Source organism: Pseudomonas sp. NPDC078416 (assembly GCF_050268485.1).
In the GTDB taxonomy this organism is placed as follows: domain Bacteria; phylum Pseudomonadota; class Gammaproteobacteria; order Pseudomonadales; family Pseudomonadaceae; genus Aquipseudomonas.
Window position 1 is genome coordinate 13,657 of record NZ_JBNNGV010000020.1, and the last position, 23,519, is coordinate 37,175.

Here is a 23,519-nt window from a genome sequence, read left to right on the forward strand (position 1 = left end):
TCTCTCGTTCAAGCACGAAACTCAGTTAACAGTTTTTTATTCTCTGTAAGAACTTTCCAGTTCTGAAGTAGTAAACAACCGTATATAACCCACTCTTTTTCAACAGCCTGAACATGCTTGTACAGGCATACGTGAAACCTGGAGTAAATCGGCAACGCCTTCCCGTTGCCGACGAGCGTTAGATACGCACATCCGCGTGAGGAGTCTGCGCGTCCCGCTTCTGCTGCGCCCGGCGAGTGATCACTGCAAGCGTCACAGCCAGTACACCGCACAATGTAATGACGGTCGCCATCGGCACGGCCGTTCCGTCATGGAGTACGCCAACCAGTGCCGCAGCGCCCGCAGCGACACTGAATTGCAAACACCCCAGCAAGGCGGACGCGCTGCCTGCACGTTTGCCCTGTCCGCTCATTGCGCACGCTGAAGCGTTGGGGATGATGCAGCCCAGGCTGGCGATATAGATGAACAGGGGAATCAGCAGTGGCCACAGCTTTTCGGTGTGCAGGGAGGCGATGGTCAACAGCGCGAGGGCTGCAGCGTGATAGACCCAGACAGTCCGCGACAGCAACCACGCCGGCCCGTAGCGGCCAACCAGTCGTGCGTTCACCTGGGCGATGAGAATGAAGCCTGCAGCGTTGATGCCGAATAACCAGCCGTAGTGTTCTGCCGGGACGCCGTAGAGCTTGATGAAAACGAAAGGCGAGCCTGCAATGTAGGAGAACATCCCGGCCATCGCGATGCCCCCGGTGAGCGCGTGGCCCAGGAAGATCCGGTCGCCCAACAGATTCCAGTACGACCCTAATGCGCCCGAGAGCGGCAGTCGCGGGTGGCCGGCCGGCATGCTTTCCGGCAGGCCCCTGAATACCGCCACCGCGGTGAGTGCGCTGAAACCGGTCAAGGTCAGGAAGATAGCCTGCCACCCCACCACGTTGACCAGCAACCCGCCCAGCATCGGGGCAAGGATCGGCGCCAGCCCCATGACCAGCATCAGTTGCGAGAACACCTTGGCCGAGTCGACCGGTGAGCATTTGTCGCTGACGATCGCCCGCGACAGCACCATGCCGGCACATCCGCCCAACGCCTGTACAAAACGGGCAGCAATCAGCCATTCAAGAGAAGGCGCCAGGGCGCACGCCAGCGATGCAAGCGTGAACAAGCCGACGCCAAACAACAGCGGGATCCGACGACCGAAGCGATCGGCGATCGGGCCGTAGGCGAGTTGGCCGATGCTCAGGCCGAGGAAATAAGAGGCCAGGGTCAGCTGAACGTGTTTCTCGTCCGTGCCGAATGCCAAAGCGATGGCCGGGAAACCTGGCAGGTAAAAGTCGATGGCCAATGGGCCGAAGGCGCTGAGTGCGCCGAGGATCAGAATCGTTCTGAGGTTCATCAATCTTCCTAAACGTTTTTGCGCAGCGCGACAGTTTAACAACCTTGAATCTGCGCGGCCCGCTCACAGGAAAATTACCGGAAGTTTTTTCAAGACATCGTTCCAGGGCAAAAAAGGTGGAACTTATTGCGCGCGACCGAGCATCGGTTAATGGATTTCCTACAGCGTTTTTACCAATAACTCACAGAAGCGCTTCTAAACTTTTCCCAAGCAGTGAGGAAATCAAAATGAATGCGCGATGGGTTGTGCTGTGGTGCGTTGTCGTTATCGCCGGATGTCAGTCTACCCACGACCAGCTGTTGGCCGAAGGTTACCCACCGGCATTCGCTGACGGTTTTCAGGATGGCTGCGGGAGCGGGCGGCAATCCATCGATGTCATCAAAGGACAATTCAAGAAGGACGTGCCGCGCTATTTGCGTGACACGCTGTATGCACAAGGCTGGTCGGACGGATTTCGCCAGTGCCAGGCCCAACTGGCCAACAGCAATGTCCAGGATCAGGGCCGCGACAGCATATGGAATGACCGCGACCGCGACTGGGACCACCAGAAAACCCAGGACGCCGCCAAGGCCTACCGCTCCCATTGAACTGCCTGCCGCTGCCGGATAACGGATGAAACTATCGGGGACCCACCATGGCCCAATGTGACTAAGCCATGAACAGGAGCCCCGCCATGAGTCGCGCCTTCGTCAACGAAGACAACGCCGCCGCGCAAATCGACCCGCCGGTTGAACGGCAGATCAGCGCCCAGACCAATTACGTCACCCAGCGCGGCCTTGATCAATTGCACGATCAGGTTGAGCAGCTGCAAGCCCAATACAGCGAACACAACGCCCAAGGCGATGAAGGCGACAAACAGCGCATGGCCGAAATCGAACGCGACCTGCGTTATTTCAACCAGCGCCTGCAGAGCGCTCAAGTGGTCAGCAGCACGTCGGATGACAAGGTTCAGATTGGCAGCTGGGTGACATTTGCCGACGAGGAAAACGTTGAACAGAGAATGCAGTTGGTCGGTGAGGATCAAGCCGATGCGGGCAGCCAGTTGATCAACTGGGCGTCACCGCTGGGTAAAGCATTGCTGGGCGCCAAAGTCGGGGACGAAGTCACCTGGAAGCGGCCGGTCGGCGATGCCGTGATCGAGGTGGTACGGATCGAAGCCGGCGACTGACGTCATCGACTCACCATCAGCCAGACACAAAAAACGGAGCCCGAGGGCTCCGTTTTTTTGTGACACCAACCCGGATCAGGCCAGCTTCTTGTGACGCACGCGGTGCGGCTGAGCGGCTGCGTCGCCGAGGCGTTTCTTGCGATCGGCTTCGTACTCGGTGTAGTTGCCTTCGAAGAACACGGCTTGGGAATCGTCTTCGTACGCGAGGATGTGAGTCGCAACGCGGTCAAGGAACCACCGATCGTGAGAGATCACAATGGCGGCGCCCGGGAAGTCCAGCAGCGCTTCTTCGAGGGAACGCAGGGTTTCAACGTCGAGGTCGTTTGACGGTTCGTCCAGCAGCAGGACGTTGCCACCCTCCTTCAACGTCAGCGCCAGGTGCAGACGACCGCGCTCACCGCCAGACAGATCCTTCACGAACTTCTGCTGATCGCCGCCCTTGAAGTTGAAACGGCCGACATAGGTGCGCGACGGGATTTCGTAGTTGCCGATCTTGATCTGATCGGAGCCATCGGAAATCTGCGCGAACACGGTCTTGCTGCCGTCCAGGTCGTCGCGGCTCTGATCGACGCACGCCAGCTGCACGGTTTCGCCGACTTCGATGGAGCCGGAGTCCGGTTGTTCCTTGCCCATCAGCATGCGGAACAGTGTCGACTTACCGGCACCGTTACCGCCGATTACACCCACGATGGCGCCTTTGGGCATGGAGAACGACAGGTTGTCGATCAGCACGCGATCGCCGTAGCCCTTGGTGACGTTCTTGAATTCGATGACTTTGTCGCCCAGACGCGGACCGGCCGGGATGTAGATCTCGTTGGTCTCGCTGCGCTTCTGGAATTCCTGGGACTGAAGCTCTTCGAAGCGTTGCAGACGAGCCTTGGATTTCGACTGACGCGCCTTGGCACCTTTTCGGACCCACTCGAGCTCTTCTTTCATGGCCTTTTCATGGGCCGACTGCTGCTTGGATTCGGCGGCTAGGCGGTCGGACTTGGCTTCAAGCCAGCCCGAGTAGTTGCCCTCATACGGGATGCCCGCGCCGCGGTCGAGTTCCAGAATCCAGCCCGCGACGTTGTCGAGGAAGTACCGGTCGTGGGTGATCGCAACCACGGTGCCCGGGAAATCGTGCAGGAAATGCTCGAGCCAGGCGACGGAATCGGCGTCCAGGTGGTTGGTCGGTTCATCGAGCAGCAGCATGTCGGGGGCGGACAGCAACAGGCGGCACAGGGCCACGCGGCGCTTCTCACCACCGGACAGGTGTTCGACCTTGGCGTCCCAGGCCGGCAGACGCAACGCATCGGCGGCGACTTCCAGCTGGCGCTCCAGGTTGTGGCCATCGCTGGCTTGCAGGATCGACTCAAGCTTGGCCTGTTCGGCCGCCAGCTTGTCGAAATCGGCGTCCGGCTCCGCGTAAGCGGCATAGACTTCGTCCAGACGGGTTTGAGCGTCCTTGATCACGCTGACCGCTTCCTCGACCACTTCACGCACCGTCTTGGTCGGGTCGAGCTGCGGCTCTTGCGGCAGGTAGCCGATGTTCAGCTCAGGCATCGGGCGCGCTTCACCGTCAAACTCGGTGTCGACGCCGGCCATGATTTTCAGCAGCGTGGATTTACCCGAACCGTTCAGGCCGAGGACGCCGATCTTGGCGCCGGGGAAAAACGAGAGGGAGATGTTTTTCAGGATTTCCCGCTTCGGCGGAACAACTTTGCTCAGCCGATGCATGGTAAAGACGTATTGAGCCATGGAATGAAAACCTGGAATGAGACTGTGAATAAAGGCGCGAGCTTAGTGCTGCGTCGCAAAAAATGCGTTTATCTTCGCGCCGCAACTTGCCGTAGCGCGATTCCGGGCCTTGAATTGATCAGAGCCAAACCGGCGCGGCGGGGACAAACTTCCGAGGACCGGTATTAAAGCTGGAGCAATGCTTGCAGGTCATTTGAAGCATGCAAGCACTCCGTGCAGAAACCGGCGCGTCGCGCGTGGCGCAAAGCTACCCGAATGCACGCAACAGGGCAAACCGTCCGGCCCAATAGCGCTGGCACTTTGCCACAGCTCGGTGGCATGCTAGCCGCCTTTTGCGCACCGGGCTTATAGTGCGTTTCGCACATGCTGATTCAGTCCAGTAGTCAGGATCACAGTTTGCTCAAACCGACCCCCATCTCACCCCTGCGCCCATCCGATAGCGCAACGACTGTGCCTTTGAGAGGCGTGCTCAGAGGTGCGCTCGCGGTGCTGGTCCTGATGATGCTGATGCTGTTGTTATGGCAGATGGTCGAGCAGTTCCAGCAGTCTCAGGAACGTCAGCACAAGCGCAGCATTGACTACAGCGTTCAGCTCGCCGACCGGTTGAGCCTGAACATGGCCCTGGACGCGCAAGTGGCACTGAATGTGCTCGACGCAGCACACGACGCGTCGCAACCCGCAGACGAATCAGGGACAGTGCTGGCCAGCCTGCGTCAGTCCATGCCATCCGTGAAAAGCCTGATCTGGCTCGACAGCAACGGGAATGTCAGCGCCGACAGCGACGGCGAGACCCGTGACGTTGGCTTTTTGACACAGATGCATTCGGTCATCCAGGGTCACCCGTACTTTTATGCCAATGACCCAAGCGCCTCGACGTTCTATCTGTTCATCCGTCAGCCCGGCACCGGCGATGAACGCTACTGGGCGCTGCGACTGAGGCCCGACACGCTGAAATCCCTGACCCGCCAGAGCGATCTGGATTACCAGCCCGTCTGGCTGCTGGAAGATATCAGCAGTCACCGCCCCCTTTACAAAAACCTGCCAGACGCCGATCTGTCCGCCGACAGCGAGTTACAGACCGTCCATCTGCAACCGCTGCCCCATAGCGACTGGCAACTGCGCGGCCTGTTCGACCTGCAGAAAGCCCGCCAGACGCAGCTCTTTCCGCTGATCGGCAAATGCCTGCTCGCCCTGCTCTGTTCCATCATTCCATTGTTTGCGCTGCGCAGCCTGCGCCGTCGTCAACTCCAGCTGCATCAAAGCCGTCGCCGCTACAAAGACATTTTTGAAGGCACCGGCGTCGCGCTGTGCGTGCTGGACCTCTCCGGTCTCCCGGCCTATCTAAAGCACTTGCAAGTGAACACCAGCGAAGACCTAAACGGGCGCCTGATCAGCCAACCTGAGCAAATCGCCGACCTGCTTCAGCAGTTGCGCATCACTGAGGTCAATCAGGTCGCCGCTCAACTGTTGCGCGCCGAATCGGCACAGCATGTCTGGCAGCAACTGATTGAAGGTTGCCCCCGCGCCAGAAACGGCATCGGCCTGCAGATACTCCAGGCCGTCCTGGACGGGCAACGTCAGCTGGAACTTGAAATCCTGCTACCGGGCGCCCAAGGCAGTGACCAGCATCTCTGGCTGGTCATGCGGCTACCGGAGCAACTCGAAGACTTGAATGCCGTCATCCTCAGCATCAGCGATTTCACCAAGCGCAAGCAGGCCGAGCTGTCGCTACAGGAGCGGGAACAGTTCTGGTCGGATGTGGTGCGTACCGTTCCGGACTACCTATGCGTTCTGGATGCGGTAACGCGGCGGATCATTTACAGCAACCATAGCCTGGGCGTGGCGTTGGGCTATGAGCTGGCCGAGCTGGACGAGATGGGCGAGCATTTCTGGGAAACGCTGCTGCACCCGGACGATGTCGGTGCGTATGAGCAGTTGCGCGTTGTACGCACTGAACATGGCCGAAGCGACCTGATCCAGTGCCAGTTGCGGTTCCGCGCCCGACACGGCGACTGGCGGCGTTTCGACATCCGCGAACAGGCGCTGGCGGCCGACAACGACGGCCAGGTCAGGCGCATAGTGGGCGTCGCCAAGGACATCACTGAGCAGGTGGAAGCCAGCCAGTCCCTGCGTGAGAGCGAACAGCGATACCGGATGCTGGCAGAGAGCATCAGCGACGTCATTTTTTCCACCGATCGCCAACTGCAGACCAACTACTTCAGCCCGTCGGTCAATACGGTGCTGGGCTATAGCGCCGAGTGGATTCTGCAGAACGGCTGGAAAGCGATCATCGCCAACCCTCAGCAGCTCAGCGGCTTGCACGCGCTGATGCAGCGGATCAGTAAGGCGTTGAACAAGCCCGAAGCGCTGGCGGACCTGCGCAGCGAGATCACCACTCAATTATTCCTGTTCGATTGCCTGCGCGCGGATGGTCGCAAGATTCCCGTGGAGCTGCGTCTGGTTCTGGTGTGGGATGAGTCCGGGGCGTTCGAGGGCATACTCGGCGTGGGACGGGATGTCGGTCAGCAGCGACGCGCCGAAAAAGACCTGCGCATGGCGGCCACGGTATTCGAGCACTCGACCTCGGCCATTCTGATCACCGACCCTGCGGGCTATATCGTGCAGGCCAACGACGCCTTTACCCGGGTCAGTGGCTACGCCGTGTCGCAAGTGCTGGACCAGTTGCCGATGATGCTGACCGTCGAGAATCAGCAGGCAGCGCATCTGGGCTACATCCTCAAACAGCTGAGCCAGCGCGGTAGCTGGGAGGGAGAGTTGTGGCTCAAGCGTCGCGACGGTGAGCACTACCCGGCCTGGGTCGGAATTACCGCCGTGCTCGACGACGAAGGCGATCTGGCCAGCTACGTGTGCTTCTTCAGCGACATCAGCGAGCGCAAGGCCAGCGAACAGCGCATTCATCGTTTGGCTTATTACGACGCACTGACCCATCTGCCCAACCGCACGTTATTCCAGGACCGTCTGCACAGCGCGTTGCAACACGCCGAGCGTCAACACACGTGGGTGGTGTTGATGTTCCTCGACCTCGACCGCTTCAAGCCGATCAACGACTCGTTGGGCCATGCCGCCGGCGATCGCATGCTCAAGGAAATGGCCTTGCGCCTGCTCGGGTGCGTCGACGAGGACGACACCGTTGCGCGCATGGGCGGCGACGAATTCACGCTGCTGCTGCAACCCCGCCCCACCCAGCAGGCGGCGCTGAACCAGGCAATTCATGTGGCCGAACAGATCCTTGCCAGTCTGGTGAAACCCTTCGTGCTGGAAGGCCGCGAGTTTTTCGTCACGGCGAGTATCGGCATCGCGCTCAGCCCGCAGGACGGCAACGAACTGAGCCAGTTGATGAAGAACGCCGACACGGCGATGTACCACGCCAAGGAACGCGGCAAGAACAACTTTCAGTTTTATCAAGCCGACATGAACGCCAGCGCCCTTGAGCGCCTGGAGCTGGAAAGCGACCTGCGCCATGCCTTGGAGCAGGGCGAGTTCACCCTGTATTACCAGCCGCAATTCAGTGGCGACGGCAAACGTCTGACCGGCGCCGAAGCTTTGCTGCGCTGGCGTCATCCGCGTCGTGGCCTGGTGCCTCCCGTGGAGTTCATCCCGGTGCTCGAAGAGCTCGGTCTGGTGGTCGAAGTCGGCGAATGGGTACTCCGGGAAGCTTGCCGCCAGTTGCGCGAGTGGCATCTGGCGCGGGTTCGCGTACCGAAGGTGTCGGTGAACATTTCTGCACGGCAGTTTTCGGACGGGCAGTTGGGTACGCGCATCGCCGGTATCCTCCAGGAAATCGGCCTGCCGCCCGCGTGCCTCGAACTTGAACTGACTGAAAGCATCCTGATGCGTGAGGTGAGCGAAGCCATGCAGATTCTGGCGGGGCTCAAGCGGCTGGGCCTGAGCATTGCGGTCGATGACTTCGGCACCGGCTACTCGTCGCTGAATTACCTGAAGCAATTCCCCATCGACGTGCTGAAGATTGACCGTACGTTCGTTGATGGCCTGCCGTCCGGCGAACAGGACGCGCAGATCGCCCGGGCGATCATCGCCATGGCCCACAGCCTCAATCTGTCGGTGATTGCCGAGGGCGTCGAGACCCACGAGCAGCTGGAGTTTCTGCGCGAACACGGCTGCGACGAAGTCCAGGGCTACCTCTTCGGCCGCCCCATGCCGGCGACACGGTTCGAGGCGCAGTTCAGCAACGACGCGCTGTTTATGCTGGATTGAAAGAGCACCGCTCCCTCTGTAGGAGTGTGGCTTGTCCCGCGATCGGCGGGGAACCCGTCGCAAACCCGGTAAATGAGGTGTTTCAGATTCAACGGGGTACCGGATCTGGTGCCGGTTCCCGGCACATCGCGGGACAAGCCACGCTCCTACAGATGCTGCGTCAGTCTGGATGAAAACCGCTCGTACCGGACATGACCCGCTTTCATATGCCAGATAAAACCCGATGGGTTAGAATGCCCCCCTTTTCTACTGCCCGATCCCCGAGGACCGCCATGTTCAGCCGCAATTTGACCATCGCCAAGTACGACTCCGACCTGTACGCCGCCATGGAACAGGAAGCCAAGCGTCAGGAAGATCACATCGAGCTGATCGCCTCGGAGAACTACACCAGCCCGGCCGTCATGGAGGCCCAGGGCTCGGTCCTCACCAACAAATACGCTGAAGGCTACCCAGGCAAGCGTTACTACGGTGGCTGTGAGTACGTCGACATCGTCGAGCAACTGGCCATCGATCGCGCCAAGCAACTGTTCGGCGCCGATTACGCCAACGTCCAGCCACACGCCGGCTCCCAGGCCAACAGCGCGGTGTACCTGGCGCTGCTCAATGCTGGCGACACCATTCTGGGCATGAGCCTGGCCCACGGCGGTCACCTGACCCACGGCGCCAGCGTTTCTTCCTCGGGCAAGCTCTATAACGCCGTTCAGTACGGCATCGACGGCAATGGCCTGATCGACTACGACGAAGTCGAGCGTCTGGCGGTCGAGCACAAACCGAAGATGATCATTGCCGGTTTCTCCGCCTACTCGCAAATTCTCGACTTCCCGCGCTTCCGCGCCATCGCTGACAAGGTCGGCGCTTACCTGTTCGTCGACATGGCCCACGTGGCCGGTCTGGTCGCTGCAGGCGTGTACCCGAACCCGGTGCCGTTCGCTGACGTCGTCACCACCACCACCCACAAGACCCTGCGCGGCCCACGCGGCGGCCTGATCCTGGCGCGCGCCAACGCCGAGATCGAGAAGAAGCTGAACTCCGCTGTCTTCCCGGGTGGTCAGGGCGGTCCTCTGGAGCACGTCATCGCGGCCAAGGCGATCTGCTTCAAGGAAGCGCTGCAGCCTGAGTTCAAGACCTACCAGGAACAAGTGGTGAAAAACGCCAAGGCCATGGCCGGCGTGTTCATCGAGCGCGGTTTCGACGTGGTGTCCGGCGGTACTGAAAACCACCTGTTCCTGCTGTCGCTGATCAAGCAGGACATCTCCGGTAAAGACGCCGACGCCGCACTGGGCAAAGCGTTCATCACCGTGAACAAGAACTCGGTGCCCAACGATCCACGCTCCCCGTTCGTCACCTCCGGCCTGCGCTTCGGCACACCGGCCGTGACCACGCGCGGCTTCAAGGAAGCAGAGTGCAAGGAACTGGCTGGCTGGATCTGCGACATCCTGGCCGACCTGAACAACGAAGCGGTGATCAACGCCGTTCGCGAGAAGGTCCAGGCCATCTGCGCCAAGCTGCCGGTTTACGGCGCTTGATCTGACGCAGTAGCGCTGCATGAAAAAGCCCGGCTTGTTAGCCGGGCTTTTTGTTGGGAAAGGCTCCTCCCATGTACTCCTGACTGAAGCGGATAGGATAAAGATCATCGGAAATCAGGATAAAAGTTTCGATGATTTTTCAATCAAGAACTGGCTATGCGCGTCCCTGCTTTAGACGCAGGTAGAGCACGGTCATTGCAGAAAGAAGAACTATCGCCGAATAGAAGAAAAATTTGATCCAAAACCGAAAGTGGCCAGGAAGCTTCTGAAGCTTGTACAGGGGAATGACTTCCTGCTTTTTAAATGCTCCCGGCATGATCAAGATCATCGTAATGAACGACTCGCGCATTCTTCGGCCCAGCCAAGTATTACCGTAATAGTCTGCATGTAAGCCGATCATTTCGATGTCGGAAAGATGATCTTCAATGCGTTCCATGTATTTCAAGAAAAAAATATGAGACGAGACCAAGTGGATGAAGATCAAAACAAACTCTATCAGCGTCAACCAGACAGCTACGTCGTAAGAGATCAGGGTATCCATTCGTAGACCGTCTCCCCAAATGACTCACCGGCTATTTCGCACAGGGCACCGCCTGCATAAGCGAAAGTACCGCCGGCAATAATCCCGCAACCTAATGCAGCCGTATATCCCAGTGCGATATAGATTCGGATGTATGACCGTCAGATTACGGACTCTTGTGACACCTTTATCAAGTAGCCCAACAGGGCGAGGCAGAAACCATTGATGTAAAGAAAAACATAGATCCCCCATATGCAGCGCTTCAGGCGAAGGGAAATACGCTTGTGAGCGTCTTTAGCCGTATCGCCTCGCCGGTACATGGCGTTTGGGAAGGTAATAACCATCATTACCATATTGAATCTCATGTGCCTGCCTATAAACCCGCCTTGCCAGATATTTCGGAAGTCCCTGATGCACCTGCAGTCAGATAATTGGTGTTCGAGATACTCTATGTTTCTGTAGGTAAACCACGCCATTAGTACGATGTTGATCCACATCGAAAAACATAGGATAAGACTCGATATGCCCAAGGCTATGGAATGCATTACGGAATCCACTCGTAGATTAGCTCTCCCTGATATTTCCCGATGCTTTCACCTATCAGCCCCCCAGCGTATCCCCCTAGTGCGCTGGTTGCGATGCCGCACCCAAGCGCACCGACCCCTCCTGTCAAAGCTCCCATCACGACGATGCAGATTGGAGTGAGTGTTGAGGCTCCTAAGGAGCCACCTACAATCCCTCCGGCAACGCCATAAATAAATTTTCCGCTTTCTGTATATTTGGCTCTTGTGCACGTTTCCGTCCTGCCCACAGAGCAAGCTTCCTTGACCTCAAGGCCCGCTGAAATTGCGTTCAGCCCAATGCCCACTGGCGTCCCATGCTTCAACAACTTCGCCACCTTGGCGATCTTCGCAATTCGCGCGGCGTACCCCTGTATCTCGCCGGTGTGCAGGTAACTTTTAGTCGATAACCCCAGCATCTTTTTCAGTGGGCCTTTTTTAGTCAACCCAGTGCCCCAGCGAGCTACGCCCTCCAGCTGTACGTCGAGCTTTGCAAACAGCACCCGCCGCTGGTTGATGAACTCCTGCCGGGCGATGGGCGTGCCGCGTGCCAGCGACAGCTTGTACAACCGCTCTATTTCTTCAAGGGTTTTCTGCACGCCATTGAGGTGCTTACTCCAGCTGCCTGTGGCGGCGCCGATACCCAGCGACCCGTAACTGAGCATGTTCTGCATCAGGTCGTAGTTCTTGATCAGTTCGCTGCCCGAGCCCTGCACCTGACGATGGACATTTCGCTGTCTATAGCCGCCCCATTTTCAGACGCAAGCAGATCAGGCCGAGTGCACCGAGAAGAACTAACGCTGAATAGAAGAAAAACTTGATCCAAAACCGAAAGTGCCGTGGAAGCTTCTGAAGCTTGTACGGGGGAATGACTTCCTGCTTTTTAAATACTCCCGGCATAATAAAGATCATGGTTATAAACGACTCGCGCATTCTTCGTCCCAGCCATGTGTCACCGTAATAATCTGCATGCAGGCCGATCATTTCGATATCAGAAAGATAATCTTCAATGCGCTCCATGTATTTCAGGAAAAAGATATGAGACGACACTATATGAATGAAGGCTAAAACGAAATCCATAAACCCCAACCAGACAGCTACGTCGTAAGGCATCAAGGTGTCCATTCGTAGACCGTCTCGCCAAGCGACTCACCGAGTATTTCGCCCAAGGCACCGCCCGCATAAGCGAAAGCCCCGCCAGCAATAATCCCGCAACCTAATGCAGCCAGCCCCAAAGTAGGCGCAGCAAACACTGCCACGCACACCGCCGATCCGGCTACTGCCCCTGCCTCCCCGCCGATAAAGCCGAACGCTACGCCACCCGCTAACTTTGATCCTTCAACATAATGAGCCCGTCGACATACTTCCTCTCGCCCGGTCGCGCAAGCTTCCTTAATCTCCAGCGCAGTTGATGCCACGTTCAAACCAATCCCAACCGCCGTCCCATGCTTCAACAACTTCGCCACCTTGGCGACTTTCGCAATTCGTGCGGCGTGGCCCTGTATCTCCCCAGTACGCAGGTAACTTTTGGTCGATAACCCCATCATCTTTTTCAGTGGGCCTTTTTTAGTCAACCCAGTCCCCCAGCGGGCGATACCTTCCAGCTGAACATCCAGCCTGGCAAACAGCACGCGCCGCTGGTTGATGAACTCCTGCCGGGCGATGGGCGTGCCGCGTGCCAGCGACAGCTTGTACAACCGCTCTATTTCTTCAAGGGTTTTCTGCACGCCATTGAGGTGCTTGCTCCAGCTGCCTGTGGCGGCGCCGATACCCAGCGACCCGTAACTGAGCATGTTCTGCATCAGGTCGTAGTTCTTGATCAGTTCGCTGCCCGAGCCCTGCACCTGACGATGGACGTTTCGCGCCAAAGTCATTAGCTCGGTTTCCTCAGCCGTGAGGCTGCCCATCGAACCGTCGCTGACAATTACCAGCTGGCCCGGCATAACCACCACATTGCGAATGTGCGCATTCAGCACATCAAATTTTGCGCTGCCGCCGACCCGAGCCTTGGCGTGAAATAGGTTTGTATGCGGTCATTGATGAACACGTAGGGCTTGGACATGAGGCTGCCCGTCCTTGCTTGACTTCAGATCCAGCAAGGATAGGGACGGGATGTGGGGTTTAGAAGCGCAAGGAGGGGGTTGAAAGTACGATTCGGAACGGTCCTACGCAGGCGGCATAGCTCGTCTTACGGACCATTCCCGCACGCGATACTTAATCTGCAGCGACGCCTGCGAAGCCGGCCCGGATCTTCTCCTCCGGCAGTTCGTCGGCAATGAACACAATCACGCTTTCGCGCTTCTCGCCTTCGCCCCACTCCACGTCAAAGTCAAATCCATACAGCTTCAACACGCCTTGAAACACCAGTTTGCGGTCCTCGCCTGCGATGTTCAGCACGCCTTTGTAGCGCAGCAGTTGTTTGCCGTGCTCCTCCAGCAGATCGTTCATGAAGGTGCTGAGCTTGTCGATATCCAGCGGCTGGTCACTGCGCAGGACAAGGCTGCTGATGCGGTCGATGGAGCGGCCTGCCGGGGCCGCCGGGCGCAGGGTCATCCCGCCGATGTCGGCGTTGAGGTTGAAGCCGCGCACATCCAGCAGTTCGGCGAGGTCGATCTTGCCGTGCTCGACCACGCGTATCGGCGCGCGGCGGTTGATGCGAGTTAGCCGTTCGCTTAACGCTTTGAAGGTAGCTTCATCCACCAGATCGGTCTTGCTCACCAGCAGACGATCTGCGAAGCCGATCTGCGCCTGAGCGATGGTCTGTTCCAGGTGCGTGTCGGCGTGGGCCGCGTCAACCAGCGTGATGATGCCGTCGAGGATGTATCGCTCGCGCAGCTCCTCATCGATGAAGAAGGTCTGCGCCACCGGTGCCGGGTCTGCCAGCCCGGTGCACTCGATGACCAGGCGATCGAACGCGATCTCGCCACTGTCGAGGCGCTCCAGCAGCAGATACAACGCTTTGGTGAGGTCGGTGTGAATGGTGCAGCAGACGCAGCCGTTGGACAGGGTCATGACCTGCACGGGCTCATCGCCCAGCAGCTGGGTGTCTACGCCGGCGTCACTGAATTCGTTCTCGATCACGGCGATTTTCAGGCCGTGCTCTTCCTTGAGCAGATGGCGCAGCAAGGTGGTTTTGCCGGCGCCGAGAAAGCCGCTGAGGATTGTGACGGGGATTGGGTGCGAAGCGGTCATGGGTTCTCCTGACATGTCACTGCTCAGACTGTGGGAGCGCGCTTGCCCGCGAATGCGATCTGTCTGCACCCTCTTCGGAAACAGTTGAAATGCCTTCGCGGGCAAGCGCGCTCCTACAAGGTGGAACGGCTGCCGGTGGAACTGGCAGACGCGAACGCGCCACGACTGGCGTGGCGCGTTGTTGAAACGGCGTTGCAGGAATCAATCCGTTAACAGCACTTGGGCCCGCCCTTCCCGCCGTAACGTGCGTCCTGGCGTTCCCGGAAGAACGCTTCGTAGGACATCACCGGCTTGTCCGGGTGGGTCTTCTGCATATGCTCAACGTAGTTGTCGTAATCCGGCATGCCCACCATGAGGCGAGCGGCCTGACCGAGATACTTACCCAGGCGACTCAGATCGTTGAACATACACAGCTCCTCGCGTTACAGCGCACTCAATGGGTTTCCGGGAAGGCCTGGAATGGCGATTCCTTGTCGGTACGCTCTTTCTTGACCCACGCCGCACGACCGACCTTCAGCGCATAGAACAGAATGCTCAGGACCACGAACAGGAACAGCGTGGTCAGGGTGGCGTTGGTGTAGGCGTTGAAGATCACGTGCTGCATCTGGTCCATGGTCTTGGCCGGGGCCAGCACCTGGCCGGCATCTGCCGCCGTGCTGTACTTCTTCGCGAGTGCCAGGAAGCCTACCGCAGGGCTCGGGTCGAACAGCTTGATGAAACCTGCCGTCACGGTGCAGATCAGCAGCCATGAAGCCGGCAGGATGGTGACCCAGACGTACTGCTGACGCTTCATCTTGATCAGCACAACGGTCGCCAGCATCAGCGCGATGCCCGCCAGCATTTGGTTGGAGATACCGAACAGCGGCCACAACGTGTTGATCCCGCCCAGCGGATCGATCACGCCCTGATACAGCAGATACCCCCACAGCGCGACGCAGCCACCGGTGCCGATGGCGTTGGCGGTCCAGGACTCGGTGCGTTTCAGCGCAGGCACGAAACTGCCCAGCAGGTCCTGCAGCATGAAGCGGCCGGCACGGGTACCGGCATCGACTGCCGTCAGGATGAACAGCGCTTCAAACAGAATCGCGAAGTGGTACCAGAACGCCATGGTGTTCTGACCCGGGAACGCCTGGTGCAGGATCTGCGCGATACCCACTGCCAGCGTCGGTGCGCCGCCGGCACGGGCCAGCACGGTATTTTCGCCGATGTCCTTCGCCACAGCGGTCAATTGATCCGGCGTGATGAGGAAGCCCCAGCTGCTGACCATCTGCGCGACTGAAGCGACGTCCGAGCCGACGATGGCCGCAGGGCTGTTCATCGCGAAGTACACGCCTGGCTCGATGACCGAAGCCGCCACCATGGCCATGATCGCCACGAACGATTCCATCAGCATGCCGCCGTAACCGATGTAACGGGCGTTGACTTCGTTATCCAGCAGTTTCGGCGTGGTGCCCGAGGAAATCAGCGCGTGGAAACCGGAGACGGCGCCACAGGCGATGGTAATGAACAGGAATGGGAACAGGGTGCCTTTCCAGACCGGACCGGTGCCGTCGGTGAACTGCGTCAGCGCAGGCATTTTCAGTTCAGGCGCGAGAATAAGGATGCCGATCGCCAGCGCGATAATGGTGCCGATTTTCAGGAAAGTGGACAGGTAGTCGCGAGGCGCCAGTACCAGCCAGACCGGCAGCATCGCTGCAACAAAACCGTAGCCGACCAGCATCCAGGTAATCTGCACGCCGGTGAAGGTGAACATCGGCGCCCACTCAGGACTCGCTGCCACAAGGCCACCGACCCAGATCGACAGCAGCAACAGCACGACGCCCACCACCGAGATCTCGCCGATACGGCCCGGGCGGATGAAGCGCATGTAGATGCCCATGAACATCGCGATCGGAATCGTCGCCATGACCGTGAACATGCCCCATGGGCTCTCGGCCAGTGCCTTGACGACAATCAGCGCCAGCACCGCGAGGATGATGATCATGATCAGGAAGCAGCCGAACAACGCGATGGTGCCGGGAATGCGGCCCATTTCTTCGCGGACCATGTCGCCCAGGGAGCGACCGTTACGGCGCGTCGAAAGGAACAGGATCATGAAGTCCTGAACCGCACCCGCGAGCACGACACCGGCGATCAGCCACAGCGTACCGGGCAGATAGCCCATCTGCGCGGCGAGCACAGGACCGACCAGCGGACCGGCGCCGGCAATGGCAGCGAAGTGGTGACCGAAGAGAATGTGTTTATTGGTGGGAACGTAGTCGAGCCCGTCGTTCTTGAGCACCGCGGGGGTGGCCCGGGTCGGGTCGAGTTGCATGACCTTGGTGGCGATGAACAGGCTGTAGTAGCGATAAGCGACCAGATAAATGGCCACCGCGGCGACCACAATCCAGAGTGCATTGATCGCCTCCCCGCGACGCAATGCAACCACTCCCAGCGCCCAGGCCCCAAGGATCGCAACCATCAGCCAGGGCACGTGGCGCAGCAGACCATTATTGTTTTTCATTTTTTTTGTTTCCAACTGAGTGGACTTATTTTTGTTCAGCAAGCGGAGTTTAGCGCCGCCGGAGCGAAAGGCTACCCCCACGATGGTCTAGCGCGATATTTGTCCTATAGTCAACGCAGCGGGCGCTTCAGGCGCTGAAGGAGTAGTTGCGTAATGACTGATAACCACACAGAACGTCGTCGCTTCAAACGCGTTGCATTCGACGCGAAAACAAAGCTCAACCAGGGCGACAAGACCTGGACAGTGCAGCTGATCGACCTGTCGCTCAAGGGGCTGCTAATTGAAAAGCCGTCACCGTGGGAGGGTGACCCCGACGAGCGCTTCATGGTCGACATTGAGTTGCAGGACGGCATCGACGTCGTGATGGAGGTGCAGCTGACCCATGATGATCACAATCACCTGGGATTTGTCTGCAAGCACATCGAGCTCGATTCAGTGACGCACCTGCGTCGACTGATCGAACTCAACCTTGCCGATCACGATGAACTGGAGCGCGAGCTCGGGGCACTGATACACATATAGGCCGCGCCGCCCTATTCGAACAAGGCGTCCAACGCTTGATCGAGGCGAGTCACGCCAATCACTGTCAGGCCCGGTGGCGACTCTTTCGGGGCGTTGCCCTTGGGCACGATGGCCCGTTTGAAGCCGTGCTTGGCCGCTTCCTTGAGTCGCTCCTGACCGCTGGGCACGGGGCGCACTTCGCCGGACAATCCCACTTCACCGAACACCAGCAAGTCGCCCGGCAGCGCACGGTTACGCAGGCTGGACATGACGGCGGCCATCAAAGCCAGGTCGGAAGCGGTTTCCAGCACTTTCACCCCGCCCACGACGTTGAGGAACACGTCCTGATCATGGGTGGGGATGCCGCCGTGGCGGTGCAGTACGGCCAGCAACATGGCCAGCCGGTTTTGGTCCAGCCCCAGCGTCACGCGACGCGGGTTCGAAAGGTGGCTGTCATCCACCAGTGCCTGCACTTCGACCAGCATCGGCCGGGTGCCTTCCCACGTGGCCATGACCACGCTGCCTGCGACTTCTTCCTGCGCTCGCGTGAGAAAGATCGCCGAGGGGTTAGAGACTTCCTTTAGCCCCTTGTCGGTCATGCCGAAGACGCCCAGCTCGTTGACGGCACCAAAGCGGTTTTTAACTGCGCGCAGCAACCGCAGGCGGCCATCGGACTCGCCCTCGAAATACAACACCGTGTCGACCATGTGCTCCAGGACGCGAGGCCCGGCCAGCGCGCCTTCCTTGGTGACGTGGCCGACCAGAAAGATTGCAGTTCCGCTCTGCTTGGCGTACCGCACCAGCAAGGCGGCGCTCTCGCGAACCTGGGATACGCCGCCGGGCGCTGACTGCAGTTGTTCGGTGAAGATGGTCTGGATCGAATCGATCACCATGACCTTCGGCTGCTCGATGCGCGCGGTGGCAATGATGGTTTCGATGCAGGTCTCTGTCATGACCCGCAGTTTGTCCTGAGGTAAGCCAAGCCGACGGGCACGCATGGCGACCTGCTGCTGCGACTCTTCGCCGGTGACATACAGCGCCGGCATGCGCTCGGCAATGGCGCAGAGGGTCTGCAACAGAATGGTCGACTTGCCGATGCCGGGGTCGCCGCCGATCAACACCACCGAGCCATCCACCAAACCGCCGCCGAGAACACGGTCCAGCTCGGTGGAGTTGGTGGAAAAACGCGGGATTTCTTCGACACTGACTTCCGCCAGGGTTTTGATCTGCGCCTGCTGGCCGGTCCAGCCGGAACGACCGCTGGGTGCAGCCGCCGTGCTGTTGTCGATGACAGTTTCAACGAGGGTGTTCCAGGCGCCGCATTCGCTGCACTGGCCGGCCCATTTGGGAAACGTCGAGCCGCACTCGGTGCAGCCGTACATGCGTTTGGCCTTGGCCATGACACCCCCGATGTAAAAAGGGGGCAATCATACCCGATGCGTCAAACCGCGGGCGTAGCGCTAACGAGCAAGCATGCTTTTGGAGGATTAAATAAAACTTACCAGGACGTACCCGGTCGATTGCATGGATTAAGCGAGATGCAGCTAGCTGACTTACACTGCATTTACCACTCTCATCTGTAACAAAGGAATACACCCATGAGCGTACTAAGCGAGTTCAAAGCCTTTGCCGTAAAAGGAAACGTCGTCGACATGGCCGTCGGTATCATCATCGGCGCGGCATTTGGCAAGATCGTTTCGTCGTTCGTCGGCGATGTAATCATGCCGCCCCTCGGGTTGCTGATCGGCGGCGTGGACTTCAGTGATCTGGCCATCATGCTGCGGCCTGCGGAAGGGACAGCCCCTGCGGTGATGCTGGCCTACGGCAAGTTCATTCAGACCGTGATCGACTTCATCATCGTGGCCTTCGCCATCTTCATGGGCGTCAAGGCGATCAACCGCCTGAAACGCGAAGAAGCCAAGGCACCCACCCTGCCGCCAACCCCTTCAAAGGAAGAGCTGCTGCTGGGCGAGATCCGCGATCTGCTGAAAGAGCAGAACAACAAACCGGCTGCGCCGCTGCCAGTGACGCCTGACCGGTTCGTTTAAGGACACTGACCGTAGCAGCGGCATAACCTGTTGCGGCCAGAACATTTGTAGGCACGCGCTTGCCCGCGAACGGGGTGTCTCAGACGAGGCAGATATCACCAAGAGATCGCATTCGCGGGCAAGCGCGGTCCCACAGTTTGGCGGCGTCCTGGGCAGTATCAACCTACCAATAATTCTCTACCGCAATCTGACCCGGCTTGCGCGTCAATGCCAGGCGCATGTCGCGGGTTTTCAATACCGCGCGGGTGTCTTCGATCATCTGCGGATTGCCGCAGATCATCACCCGTGAATGTTCAGGTGTCAGCTCGACGCCGGCCGCCTTCTCCAATTCACCATTCTCGATCAACGTGGTAATCCGTCCACTGAGCGCACCGGGATGCGGCTCCCGCGTCACCGTGGCGATGAACCTGAACTTGTGCGCGTACTCGGCCAGGTATTCGCGCTGGGTCAGCTCGGCAATCAGCTGCTGATAGGCCAGCTCTATGGACTCGCGAACGCTGTACACCAGAATGATGCGCTCGAATTTCTCCCAGACCTCGAAGTCCTGCAGGATCGACAGGAACGGCGCTACGCCGGTGCCTGTGGACAACATCCAGAGGTCGCGGCCATCAGTGAAGCGATCAAGGGTCAGGTAACCTACCGCCTGTTTTTCCACCATCAGCGTGTCACCTTGGCGAAGCCGGCTCAGCTCGCTGGTAAATTCGCCGCCGGGCACCACGATGGAGAAAAATTCGAGGAATTCGTCGAAGGGCGAGGACACCACCGAGTACGCCCGCCACACCGTCGTGCCATCGGGTTTGGTCACACCCAGACGGGCGAATTGTCCCGCTGTGAAGCGGAAGCCCGGATCGCGGGTGGTGCGAAAGGTAAAGAGACTGGGAGTCAGCGGCGTAACGTCCAACAGCGTTTGCCGGGTGAATTTTTCTGCACTGGCAGTCATGGGGCGCTCCTGGCTCCTGTCTCACGAAAAGGGTGATCAGTGTCCCGCAAACCCGCCACGATAAACACCGCCGGTTTGTAGTGATATCCGCAACGGCCTGGGGGATTTTTAGAGTATTTGGCTATCGGCGTTATCGCGAGAAGTTCGAGACTGCACATTACACCTGCTTAACCTGCTGATTTAATTGGTTTTTAAAGATCAGTCTGGTGGCTGTCTGGAATCCGCTCCGGCGCGAACACCCAGCACGCGCCATTCGAGGCCGGGATTGTTTCCTAAACTTGGATCAGGACGATCAAGACTGAGCACGGAGGCACACGATGGAAACTCGAAAGCTGGGGGAAGACTGCACGGCGAGCGTAGAGATGCTGACCTACAAGGGCCTGACCATCAGAGAGGTGGAGGTGTTGAAGTGGTGCGCTACGGGCAAGACAGCGGCAGAAGTTGCGTTGATCCTTGATGTGACCCCGCGCACCGTTAATTTCCACGTCGGCAAGGCTATCCAGAAGATCGGCGCCTGCAACAAGATGTCGGCAGTGGTCCAGGCAACGAAAGACGGTGTGATCTAGACACAAGACGAAGCAGGGGCGAAAAGCCCGGTGCGTGCGGGCAAAAACACGTAAAATCGCCGGCTTCGCGAACCTGGACACGCCGGCGCAGGTGCAACTCCTGCCAACACGCCGGTCGTGCCATCAACGACTGGAACTGCTCCGCCCATGCCCCTGCTGACCACCCCGTTTGCCCAGCTCGACCTGATCCGCCAGCCGGAACAGTCCGATGAGCCCTTGCAGGCCTTCGATGCCGCCGACGAGTACCTGCTCAACCACGTCGCCGAACAGGGCGTGACGCTGCAAACGCGGGTGCTGGTGCTCAACGACAGTTTCGGCGCCCTCGCCACCACCCTCGCGCCCCATGCCACAGTGTTCAGCAGCACGGATTCGTATCTCGGCGCTCAGGCGCTGGAAAAGAACCTGGTGCGCAACGGCCTCACCTACGACGCGGTGCCGGTGATCCCGGCGAGTGCGCCGTTGAACGGCCCCTTCGACTGGGTGCTGATTCGCGTGCCAAAGACCCTCGCCTTGCTGGAAGAACAGCTGATTCGTTTGCAGGGCCAACTGGCGCCAAACGCCAAGGTCGTCGCGGCCGGGATGATCAAGCACCTGCCCCGCTCCGCTGGCGAGCTGATGGAAGAATACATCGGCCCCGTGCAGGCATCGCTTGCAGTGAAAAAAGCGCGGCTGCTGTTCTGCACCCCTGATGCCAAACCCGTTCAGCCATCGCCCTACCCCACCCGTTACACGCTGGACGAGCCGAAGATCGAATTGATCAACCACGCCAACGTGTTCTGCCGTGACGGTCTGGACATCGGCACACGGGCCTTCCTGCCGTACTTGCCAAAGGGCCTTGGCTCGGCGCGGGTCGCGGACCTGGGTTGCGGCAACGGCGTGCTTGCCATCGCCAGCGCGCTGGACAACCCCGACGCGCATTACACGCTGGTGGACGAGTCGTTTATGGCAGTGCAGTCGGCACAGGAGAACTGGAGACTGGCTTTCGGCGAGCGTCCTGCAGTGATTCACGCAGGCGACGGGCTGGCGGCGCAGGAACCCGATTCACTGGACGTCATCCTGTGCAATCCGCCGTTTCACCAGCAACAAGTGGTCGGCGATTTCCTCGCCTGGCGAATGTTCCAACAGGCCCGCTCGGCGCTGGTCACCGGTGGCGCGCTGTATATCGTCGGCAACCGGCATCTGGGCTATCACAGCAAACTGGCGCGGCTGTTCCGGGGCGTGGAACAAGTGGCAGCGACGCCGAAGTTCGTGATTCTCAAGGCGCGTAAATAGCTCAACGCGCTTGTCTACGTGACTTCAGATGTGCAGCCAAAAAAAAACCCGCCGAAGCGGGTTTTTTTTTATCGAGCCGGAAACACTCAGTGCGACTTCATGCCTGCCGCTGTCATGAACATGCGCAGCAGCATGGCGACCACGAACAGCGCCAGCACACTACCGGTCCAGATGATCAACAGCCAGCCGATGCGCTGCCACAGTGGCTTGCCCTTCGCCGGATCAACCTCGCGCTCATGAGCGGGGCAAGCGTTGGGATGAGCCTCGTGCTGAACAGATTCTTTAACCGACATCGCTAAACCCTCTTCTCCTGCAGTCAGGCCCCGGCGATAAACCGGGGCATGATTCTGCTAGTGATAGCCGTGTTCATGGGTGACTTTGCCGCGGAATACGTAGTAGCTCCAGAACGTGTAACCCAGGATCAGCGGAATGATGAACAGCGTACCGACCAGCATGAAACCCTGACTCTGTGGCGGCGATGCGGCGGCCCAGATCGACACAGTCGGCGGGATGATGTTCGGCCACAGGCTGATGCCCAGGCCGCTGTAGCCGAGGAAGATCAGCACCAGCGTCAGCAGGAAAGGCGCGTAGTTGGCGTTGCGTGCGACCGCTTTGAACAGGCCGTACATCGTTACCAGGACCAGTGCCGGCACCGGCATGAACCACAGCAGGTTTGGCAGGCTGAACCAGCGATCGGCGATGGCCTGATGGGCCAGCGGCGTCCACAGACTCACTATCGCCATAACCACCAGCGTGGCGAGAGCCAAGGGGCGCGCCAGGTCATGCATGGCTTTCTGCAACGGTCCCTCGGTCTTCATGATCAGCCAGGTGCAGCCGAGCAAGGCGTACGCCACGATCAGCGCCAGACCGCAGAAGATCGAGAACGGCGTCAGCCAGTCCAGCCCACCGCCGGCATAGGCACGGTCGACCACGGGAATACCGTCGATGTAGGCGCCCAGTGCCACGCCCTGGAAGAACGTCGCCACCAGCGAACCGCCGATAAACGCCTTGTCCCACAGGTGCCGCTTGACGTCCGTGGCCTTGAAGCGGAACTCGAACGCCACGCCGCGGAAGATCAGCCCGAACAGCATGAAAATCAGCGGCAGGTAAAGCGCTTCGAGCACGACCGAGTAGGCCAGCGGGAAGGCGCCGAACAAGCCGGCACCGCCGAGCACCAGCCAGGTTTCGTTGCCGTCCCAGACCGGCGCGACGGTGTTCATCATCACGTCGCGGTCGGTCTTGTCCTTCATGAACGGGAACAGTATCCCGATGCCCAGATCGAAGCCGTCCATGATGACGTACATCATGACGCCGAAGATGATGATCACGGCCCAGATCAGTGGAAGATCGATACCCATGG

Annotated in this window: 21 protein-coding genes; 8 read left to right on the forward strand and 13 right to left on the reverse strand. The window is 59.2% G+C overall.

Features of this window, described 5'->3' with window-relative positions; all coding sequences use genetic code 11:
• Positions 1-178: 178 nt before the first annotated feature.
• Positions 179-1,387, reverse strand: coding sequence for a multidrug effflux MFS transporter (locus tag ACQKEN_RS17410; RefSeq protein ID WP_427687357.1), 1,209 nt, complete (start codon positions 1,385-1,387; stop codon positions 179-181).
• A gap of 227 nt (positions 1,388-1,614) precedes the next feature.
• Here ACQKEN_RS17410 and ACQKEN_RS17415 point away from each other — a divergent pair, with 227 nt between their 5' ends.
• Together ACQKEN_RS17415 and ACQKEN_RS17420 are read left to right on the forward strand one after the other, a co-directional pair.
• Positions 1,615-1,974, forward strand: coding sequence for a hypothetical protein (locus ACQKEN_RS17415; RefSeq protein WP_427687359.1), 360 nt, complete (start codon positions 1,615-1,617; stop codon positions 1,972-1,974).
• 86 nt (positions 1,975-2,060) lie between these two features.
• A complete protein-coding gene (locus ACQKEN_RS17420) occupies positions 2,061-2,555 on the forward strand; it encodes a GreA/GreB family elongation factor (protein ID WP_427687361.1) in 495 nt (164 codons plus the stop codon).
• A 75-nt stretch (positions 2,556-2,630) separates the two neighbouring features.
• On the opposite strand, the gene ettA is transcribed toward ACQKEN_RS17420, so the two are convergent.
• Complete coding sequence (gene ettA / locus ACQKEN_RS17425) at positions 2,631-4,295, reverse strand: energy-dependent translational throttle protein EttA (RefSeq protein ID WP_192173249.1); 1,665 nt, start codon at positions 4,293-4,295, stop codon at positions 2,631-2,633.
• A 414-nt stretch (positions 4,296-4,709) separates the two neighbouring features.
• Between ettA and ACQKEN_RS17430 the strand changes: the two genes are divergently transcribed.
• Both ACQKEN_RS17430 and glyA read left to right on the forward strand, forming a co-directional pair.
• Complete coding sequence (locus ACQKEN_RS17430) at positions 4,710-8,531, forward strand: sensor domain-containing protein (protein WP_427687469.1); 3,822 nt, start codon at positions 4,710-4,712, stop codon at positions 8,529-8,531.
• 272 nt (positions 8,532-8,803) lie between these two features.
• A complete protein-coding gene (gene glyA / locus ACQKEN_RS17435; protein ID WP_237252981.1) occupies positions 8,804-10,057 on the forward strand; it encodes a serine hydroxymethyltransferase in 1,254 nt (417 codons plus the stop codon).
• Positions 10,058-10,211: 154 nt separating this feature from the next.
• Here glyA and ACQKEN_RS17440 read toward each other — a convergent pair whose 3' ends face one another.
• From ACQKEN_RS17440 to ACQKEN_RS17470, 7 genes are all read right to left on the reverse strand, one after another.
• A complete protein-coding gene (locus tag ACQKEN_RS17440; protein ID WP_427687364.1) occupies positions 10,212-10,598 on the reverse strand; it encodes a hypothetical protein in 387 nt (128 codons plus the stop codon).
• A 523-nt stretch (positions 10,599-11,121) separates the two neighbouring features.
• A complete protein-coding gene (locus ACQKEN_RS17445; RefSeq protein ID WP_427687365.1) occupies positions 11,122-11,811 on the reverse strand; it encodes a hypothetical protein in 690 nt (229 codons plus the stop codon).
• 64 nt (positions 11,812-11,875) lie between these two features.
• Entirely contained in the window at positions 11,876-12,250 is a 375-nt protein-coding gene (locus ACQKEN_RS17450; RefSeq protein ID WP_427687367.1) for a hypothetical protein, read from the reverse strand.
• Entirely contained in the window at positions 12,250-13,113 is an 864-nt protein-coding gene (locus ACQKEN_RS17455; RefSeq protein WP_427687369.1) for a hypothetical protein, read from the reverse strand. Before ACQKEN_RS17455 ends, ACQKEN_RS17450 begins: the two co-directional genes overlap by 1 nt.
• A gap of 238 nt (positions 13,114-13,351) precedes the next feature.
• Positions 13,352-14,329 (reverse strand): GTPase, encoded by a 978-nt coding sequence (yjiA, locus tag ACQKEN_RS17460; protein ID WP_427687371.1) that lies wholly within the window; start codon positions 14,327-14,329, stop codon positions 13,352-13,354.
• 209 nt (positions 14,330-14,538) lie between these two features.
• Positions 14,539-14,736, reverse strand: a complete 198-nt coding sequence (locus ACQKEN_RS17465; protein ID WP_065987541.1) for a YbdD/YjiX family protein — start codon at positions 14,734-14,736, stop codon at positions 14,539-14,541.
• Between the two features lie 26 nt (positions 14,737-14,762).
• On the reverse strand, positions 14,763-16,832 hold the full coding sequence (locus tag ACQKEN_RS17470) for a carbon starvation CstA family protein (RefSeq protein WP_427687373.1): 2,070 nt from the start codon (positions 16,830-16,832) through the stop codon (positions 14,763-14,765).
• Positions 16,833-16,985: 153 nt separating this feature from the next.
• Between ACQKEN_RS17470 and ACQKEN_RS17475 the strand changes: the two genes are divergently transcribed.
• Complete coding sequence (locus tag ACQKEN_RS17475; protein WP_427687375.1) at positions 16,986-17,354, forward strand: PilZ domain-containing protein; 369 nt, start codon at positions 16,986-16,988, stop codon at positions 17,352-17,354.
• An 11-nt stretch (positions 17,355-17,365) separates the two neighbouring features.
• Here the strand turns inward: ACQKEN_RS17475 and radA are convergent, their stop codons facing one another.
• Positions 17,366-18,733, reverse strand: coding sequence for a DNA repair protein RadA (radA, locus tag ACQKEN_RS17480; RefSeq protein WP_074888638.1), 1,368 nt, complete (start codon positions 18,731-18,733; stop codon positions 17,366-17,368).
• 198 nt (positions 18,734-18,931) lie between these two features.
• Between radA and mscL the strand changes: the two genes are divergently transcribed.
• A complete protein-coding gene (mscL, locus tag ACQKEN_RS17485; RefSeq protein WP_427687377.1) occupies positions 18,932-19,381 on the forward strand; it encodes a large-conductance mechanosensitive channel protein MscL in 450 nt (149 codons plus the stop codon).
• A 163-nt stretch (positions 19,382-19,544) separates the two neighbouring features.
• Here the strand turns inward: mscL and ACQKEN_RS17490 are convergent, their stop codons facing one another.
• A complete protein-coding gene (locus ACQKEN_RS17490; protein ID WP_427687379.1) occupies positions 19,545-20,321 on the reverse strand; it encodes a ferredoxin--NADP reductase in 777 nt (258 codons plus the stop codon).
• A gap of 317 nt (positions 20,322-20,638) precedes the next feature.
• Here ACQKEN_RS17490 and ACQKEN_RS17495 point away from each other — a divergent pair, with 317 nt between their 5' ends.
• Together ACQKEN_RS17495 and ACQKEN_RS17500 are read left to right on the forward strand one after the other, a co-directional pair.
• Complete coding sequence (locus ACQKEN_RS17495; protein WP_427687381.1) at positions 20,639-20,887, forward strand: helix-turn-helix transcriptional regulator; 249 nt, start codon at positions 20,639-20,641, stop codon at positions 20,885-20,887.
• Between the two features lie 147 nt (positions 20,888-21,034).
• A complete protein-coding gene (locus ACQKEN_RS17500; RefSeq protein WP_427687383.1) occupies positions 21,035-22,159 on the forward strand; it encodes a methyltransferase in 1,125 nt (374 codons plus the stop codon).
• An 86-nt stretch (positions 22,160-22,245) separates the two neighbouring features.
• Here ACQKEN_RS17500 and ACQKEN_RS17505 read toward each other — a convergent pair whose 3' ends face one another.
• Positions 22,246-22,452 (reverse strand): DUF2474 domain-containing protein, encoded by a 207-nt coding sequence (locus tag ACQKEN_RS17505; RefSeq protein ID WP_427687385.1) that lies wholly within the window; start codon positions 22,450-22,452, stop codon positions 22,246-22,248.
• 57 nt (positions 22,453-22,509) lie between these two features.
• On the reverse strand, positions 22,510-23,517 hold the full coding sequence (gene cydB / locus ACQKEN_RS17510) for a cytochrome d ubiquinol oxidase subunit II (protein ID WP_427687387.1): 1,008 nt from the start codon (positions 23,515-23,517) through the stop codon (positions 22,510-22,512).
• Between the last annotated feature and the right edge of the window lie 2 nt (positions 23,518-23,519).